General features: G+C 68.9%; 5 protein-coding genes. 3 read left to right on the plus strand and 2 right to left on the minus strand.

Annotated features, from left to right (window positions below; all coding sequences use genetic code 11):
• Window positions 1-263: 263 nt before the first annotated feature.
• Both ACQKDV_RS17805 and tsaB read left to right on the plus strand, forming a co-directional pair.
• Window positions 264-2318, plus strand: coding sequence for an ATP-dependent DNA helicase (locus tag ACQKDV_RS17805; RefSeq protein WP_427785518.1), 2055 nt, complete (start codon window positions 264-266; stop codon window positions 2316-2318).
• 24 nt (window positions 2319-2342) lie between these two features.
• Entirely contained in the window at window positions 2343-3056 is a 714-nt protein-coding gene (gene tsaB / locus ACQKDV_RS17810; protein ID WP_427785519.1) for a tRNA (adenosine(37)-N6)-threonylcarbamoyltransferase complex dimerization subunit type 1 TsaB, read from the plus strand.
• 483 nt (window positions 3057-3539) lie between these two features.
• Here tsaB and ACQKDV_RS17815 read toward each other — a convergent pair whose 3' ends face one another.
• Complete coding sequence (locus ACQKDV_RS17815) at window positions 3540-4424, minus strand: TonB family protein (RefSeq protein ID WP_427785521.1); 885 nt, start codon at window positions 4422-4424, stop codon at window positions 3540-3542.
• A complete protein-coding gene (gene gshB, locus ACQKDV_RS17820; protein WP_324808027.1) occupies window positions 4424-5371 on the minus strand; it encodes a glutathione synthase in 948 nt (315 codons plus the stop codon). The genes ACQKDV_RS17815 and gshB overlap by 1 nt, the downstream gene beginning before the upstream one ends.
• Before the next feature lie 240 nt (window positions 5372-5611).
• Here gshB and ACQKDV_RS17825 point away from each other — a divergent pair.
• Window positions 5612-6040 (plus strand): response regulator (locus ACQKDV_RS17825; RefSeq protein ID WP_427785523.1); only part of this gene is annotated, 429 nt, incomplete at its 3' end.

Below are 6040 nucleotides of genomic sequence, written 5' to 3' on the forward strand. Positions count from 1 at the left end.
TGGAGGTCTTGCAGGCCTCTTTGGCGACCTGCAGTTTGAAACGAACCTCATATCTTTTCATGTAACCCTCAGGGTTGGATCAGGTGTCCAACTCTTGGGGGTCACTTCATGGATGGGTTTACGGCGTCCCCGCAAACCCACAGCCCCCCGCCAACTCCCAGTACAACCCAGAGCCATGAACCACGCTGTTGCTGTTGCCTTTGCCTGCGCCCTGGCTTGAAACGGGTGCCGGGCAGCGCCCGGCCGGGTATCCTTCCTGTCTGATGTCCGACCTCGTCCATGCCAGCCGCGAAGCCCTCAGCGAAGGCGGCGCGCTCGCCTCGCACCTGGATGCCTTCGTCCCGCGTCCCGCACAGCTGCGCCTGACCGAGGCCATCGCCGATGCGCTGCAGCAGCGCGATCTGCTGCTGGCCGAGGCCGGCACCGGTACCGGCAAGACCTTCGCCTACCTGGTACCGGTGCTGCTGTCCGGGCTGCGCACCATCATTTCCACCGGCACCCGCGCACTGCAGGACCAGCTCTACCACCGCGATCTGCCGCGCGTGCGCCAGGCGCTGGGCGTGGGCCTGCGCAGCGCCCTGTTGAAAGGCCGGGCCAATTACCTGTGCCGCTACCGTCTGCAGCAGGCGCGTGGTGAACCGCGTTTTTCCAGCCCTGAGCAGGCCGCGCAGTTCCAGCGCATCCTTGCCTGGTCCGGTCGCTCGCAGTTTGGCGACATCGCCGAGCTGGATGGCCTGGCCGATGATTCGCCGCTGCTGCCGATGGTCACCTCCACCGTCGACAACTGCCTGGGGACCGATTGCCCGTTCTGGGATGACTGCTTCGTCGTGCAGGCGCGGCAACGCGCGCAGGCGGCCGACGTGGTGGTGGTCAACCACCATCTGCTGCTGGCCGATCTGGCGCTGAAACAGGAGGGTTTCGGTGAGCTGCTGCCCGGCGCGCAGGCCTTCGTCGTCGACGAGGCCCACCAGCTGCCCGAACTGGCCGCGCAGTTCTTCGGTGAAGGCTTCGGCATGCGCCCGTGGCAGGAACTGGGCCGGGATTGCCTGGCCGAGGCGCGTGGCGTCGGCGGTGCGCAGTCGGCGCTGCAGGAGCCGGTGGATCAGCTGCAGCAGGCGCTGCTGGCGCTGCGCCTGGCGATGGAGGGGCTGCCGTCGCGGGGTACACAGTGGCGCGCACTGGCGATGCCGCTGGTGCGCGACGGCTTCGATACGGCGATGAGCTGCCTGATGGCGCTGGAACAGGCGCTGCAGCCGCTGCGCGAAGCGGCCGCTGGCCTGGACGCCTGCCATGCCCGTGCACGCGAAGCGGTTTCGCGGCTGGCGCGTTGGCTGGGCGAGGACGAACCGACTCTGGATTTCGACACCGACCCGGCCGAGGCGGCCCGTGCTGCGGATGTGCTGTGGTATGAACTGACACCGCGCGGTTTCCGCTGCCAGCGCACGCCGATGGATGTGTCCGGGCCATTGCGCGAGCATCGCGAGCGCAGCCGCGCGGCCTGGATCTTCACCTCAGCCACGCTGACCGTGGGCGGCGGCTTTGAGCACCTCGCCACGCGCCTGGGCTTGGACGACCCGCACACACTGGTGCAGCCCAGCCCGTTCAACTGGCCCGAACAGGCGCTGTGCTACCTGCCCGAGGGCCTGCCCGATCCCGTTGCGCGCGGCTTCGGCACCGCGCTCATCCAGGCGCTGCGGCCGGTGCTGCAGGCGTCGCAGGGCAGGGCATTCCTGCTGTTCGCTTCGCACCGGGCGCTGCGCGAGGCCGCCGAGGCCCTGCGCGACGGGCCATGGCCGCTGTTCGTGCAGGGCGAGGCGCCGCGCGCCACCCTGCTGCAGCGTTTCCGCGATTCGGGCAACGGTGTCCTGCTGGGCTCGGCCAGTTTCCGCGAGGGGGTCGACGTGGTGGGCGAGGCGCTGAGCGTGGTGGTCATCGACAAGCTGCCGTTCGCTGCGCCGGACGACCCGGTGTATGAGGCGCGGCTTGAAGCGATCCGCAGCCAGGGCGGCAATCCGTTCCGCGACGAGCAGCTGCCGCAGGCGGTCATCGCCCTCAAGCAGGGCGTGGGCCGGTTGATCCGCAGCGAGACGGATCGTGGCGTGCTGGTGCTGTGCGACCCGCGCCTGCTCAACCGTGGCTATGGGAGAGTCTTCCTCGATTCGCTGCCGCCGTTCCGCCGCACCCGCGCCCTGGCCGATGTGCAGGCATTCTTTGCGCCACAATGGTCTCCCGTGGCCGAGGCCGAGGCCGCTGCGGTCATCGCGGCCCCCGCACTGGACCCGGAGCCGGCCCCCGGCGCCACGTTCCCCTTGTTCTGACCCGATGCGTCCTGATCCGATCCGATGAAACTGCTCGCCTTTGAAACCGCCACCGAAGCTTGTTCCGTTGCCCTGCATGTCGATGGGCAGGTGCTGGAGCGCTTTGAGATCGCGCCGCGCCGCCATGCTGAACTGAGCCTGCCGTGGGCGGAGGCGCTGCTGGCCGAGGCCGGCATCAGCCGCCGCCAGCTGGATGGCATCGCCCTCAGCCGCGGGCCGGGGGCGTTCACTGGCGTACGCCTGTCGATTGCCATCGCGCAGGGAATCGCGCTGGCGCTGGACCGGCCGCTGCTGCCGGTGTCGACGCTGCAGGTGCTGGCACTGCGCGCGCCGGACGAAGAAGACCAGATCCTGTCGGCAATCGATGCGCGGATGGGCGAATTGTACGTGGCGCGCTTCGAGCGCGTGGACGGCCTGCCAGTGGCCCGCGATGCCGAGCGCGTGTGCGCGCCGGCGGCGGTGGCGTTGCCGGAGGGGCTGCAGGCCTACGGCGTCGGTACGGGTTTCGGCGCGGCCGAGGGTGCGCTGGTGGCGCGGCTGGGCGCTGGGCTGCGTGGTTTCGATGCCACCGCGCTGCCGCGTGCATCGGACGTACTGGTGCTGGCGGTGCCGGCGTTTGCACGCGGCGAAGGCGTGGCGGCGGAGCGGGTCGAGCCGGCTTACCTGCGTGACAACGTGGCGCTGACTTTGGTCGAGCAGCAGGCCGCGCGCGAGGCGAAGGCGAAAGCCAACGGCTGAGCCCCTCGTGGCGGAGGCGGTGTGTGGATTCGTGGGGTTGGCCGGGCAGGTGGGCTGCGCAGGGGACGCTGCAAGTACGTCCATGTAAGCTCGGTCGCCGCATCCATGCGGCTCACGCCCCTGCGCAACCCACCTGCCCGGCCACGGACAGTTTCCGTGCGCGTCCGCCACGGAAAATCAAAAAAAGAAAAGTCAAAGTCAGAAGCCGATCGCTTCGCTCGCATCCACGCGTTGCGTGGATGTGTGTCGACCAAGGTCGACACCTACCAGAGGCAGAGATGCGCCGCGATCTGTCAGGGGTGGGGCGGTGTGGGCTTGCAGGACCGCAGGCGCCATGGATGGCGCCTACGAGCCCCCATGGACGGGTTTACGGCGTGTCCTGCAAGCCCACACCGCCCCGCCAGACCCACAGCCCAACCGCCGCTTTTGACGTGGAAGTTGACGTCCAGCGGGTCCCGGGCCGCAGGCCCGGGCAAAAAAACCTCACCGGTCGTCGCGCAGTTCGCCACCCGGCAGGAACACCCACGTGCGGGTCACCTGCAGGATATCCACGCCATCATCGGTCTTCGGCAACGCCGGGAACGGCTGCGCCAGCGCGATCACCCGCAGGGCCGCCTCATCCAGCAACGGCGTGCCGCTGGATTTCAGGATCCGGCTGCTTTCGACGCTGCCATCGCGGCGCACCCCCACGCTGATCACCACTTGGCCGCCCAGCCGGCGCTGCCGCGCTTCGTCCGGGTAGTTCAGGTTGCCCACCTGTTCGGCGCGGTCCACCCAGGCGCGCAGGTAGTTGGCGTAGGCGTACTCGCGGGTGCTGGCCGAGACGAACTTGCGGTTCGGGCGCTTGGCGTACTGCGCCGAGCGCAGGTGCACTTCGGCGGCCAGCCGCGCCATTTCCGCATCACGCTGCTCGCGTGCGGTCATCGGCGCGTCCGGGGTCGGTTCCAGCGGGGTGGGCTGGGCCTGCGCCTGCGCCACGCTGTCCTGGCCGTTGCGGCTGCTCACCACCCGCGCCTGCGGCGGCGGCACCGGCGCGGCCGACTGCTGTTGCTGCGGTACCGGGCTCACTCCGCTGCGGGCCTGCGGCACGATGCCGGTCTGGTTGTCGCGCGGGCGCTGCGCACGGTCATGCTCGCCGCCGCCGTCCTGGCTGGCCGCCGCCAGGAAATCGGCCTGCTTGGGCGTCAACGCCGTGCGGGTCTGGCTGAAGATCACTTCCAGCGTCGGTACCAGCGGTGCTTCGCCCTTCACGGCAAAGCCCACGCCCAGGATCAGCAGGGCGTGGACGATGACCGACAGGGCGAGGGTGGCCCCCAACCGCTGCGCTTCACGCGGCGGCGGCGCCAGCACGGCGGGTGCGGCGTCCATCAGCGCAGGCCGGCCTCGATGGCGTCGAACAGGGTGCCGGCAATGTTCAGGCCGTACTGCGCGTCCAGTTCGCGCACGCAGGTCGGGCTGGTCACGTTCACTTCGGTCAGGTAATCGCCGATCACGTCCAGGCCGACGAAACGCATGCCGCGGCGCTTCATTTCCGGGCCGACCTGGGCGGCGATCCAGCGGTCGCGCTCGCTCAGCGGGCGGCCTTCGCCGCGGCCACCGGCGGCCAGGTTGCCGCGGAACTCGTCACCCTGCGGGATGCGGGCCAGGCAGTAGTCCACCGGTTCGCCGTCGACCAGCAGGATGCGCTTGTCACCGGCGGTGATGTCGGGAATGAACTTCTGGGCCAGCGCCAGCCTGCGGCCGCCGTCGGTCAGAGTTTCCAGGATCACATTCAGATTCGGGTCGCCCTGGCCGCTGCGGAAGATCGAGCGGCCGCCCATGCCGTCCAGCGGCTTCAGCACGGCCTGCCCATGTTCCAGGGCAAAGGCCTTCAGGGCCTTGGCGTCGCGGCTGACCAGGGTCGGCGGGCAGCACTGCGGGAACAGCAGGGCGGCCAGCTTTTCGTTGTAGTCGCGCAGGCCCTGCGGGTTGTTGACCACGCAGGCGCCGGCCGCGGCAGCCACGTCCAGCACCTGGGTGTCATAGACGTATTCGGCATCAACCGGTGGGTCCTTGCGCATCAGCACGATCTGGCCGGGGCCGAACACCGTGCGGCTGAATGCGCCAAGCTCGTACCAGCCGGACGGGTCGTCACGGACCTGCAGGGGCGCGGTGCGGGCCACCGCCACGCCGCCTTCCAGGGCCAGGCCGCCGGGCTGCACGTAATGCAGGGCGTGGCCGCGGCGCTGGGCTTCCAGCAGCATGGCGAAGGTGGTGTCCTTGGCGATCTTGATGTGGGCGATGGGGTCCATCACCACGATGACGTTCAACGGCATGGGTGCACCTGTCAGGCAAGGCGTTGATGGTAGCGGCAACGCCCCCCGCGTGCCTGCCCATGGTGCTGCAACGCTGCGTCCGCCCGGCCGCCTGCGCAGTCATTGCCAAACCGGTCACGTTCAGTGAGCCGCTACCCCAAGCCCGGTGGACGTCGCTTGAAGCGGGCGCGGGAAGTGCGATATAGATACGCTTTCGCAGCGACCCCCAGCACAGAAGGGTCGCGCGCTTGGGGAAAGGCAATGACTGAAAACACGACTGCGGGCGGGGAACTCGCAGGACTCCGGGTGATGGTCATCGATGACTCGAAGACCATCCGCAGGACTGCGGAAACACTGCTCAAGCGCGAAGGCTGCGAGGTGGTGACCGCGACCGACGGCTTCGAGGCCCTGGCCAAGATCGCCGACCAGCAGCCACAGATCATCTTCGTGGACATCATGATGCCCCGTCTGGACGGGTATCAGACCTGCGCACTGATCAAGGGCAACCAGCTGTTCAAGGCGACCCCGGTGATCATGCTGTCCTCCAAGGACGGCCTGTTCGACAAGGCGCGCGGACGCATCGTCGGCTCGGAACAGTACCTGACCAAGCCTTTCACGCGTGAAGAACTGCTGGGCCCGCAGGCCCGCCCGGCGCGGGTGATCGAGCAGCACCGCACCCATTACGTGGTG

Source organism: Stenotrophomonas sp. NPDC077659 (assembly GCF_050268705.1).
Classification (GTDB): domain Bacteria; phylum Pseudomonadota; class Gammaproteobacteria; order Xanthomonadales; family Xanthomonadaceae; genus Stenotrophomonas.

Coding starts and splice junctions, on each gene's coding strand:
- gshB (WP_324808027.1), bottom strand. CDS start 5,371: ATGCCGTTGAACGTCATCGTGGTGATGGACCCCATCGCCCACATCAAG.
- tsaB (WP_427785519.1), top strand. CDS start 2,343: ATGAAACTGCTCGCCTTTGAAACCGCCACCGAAGCTTGTTCCGTTGCC.
- ACQKDV_RS17815 (WP_427785521.1), bottom strand. CDS start 4,424: ATGGACGCCGCACCCGCCGTGCTGGCGCCGCCGCCGCGTGAAGCGCAG.
- ACQKDV_RS17805 (WP_427785518.1), top strand. CDS start 264: ATGTCCGACCTCGTCCATGCCAGCCGCGAAGCCCTCAGCGAAGGCGGC.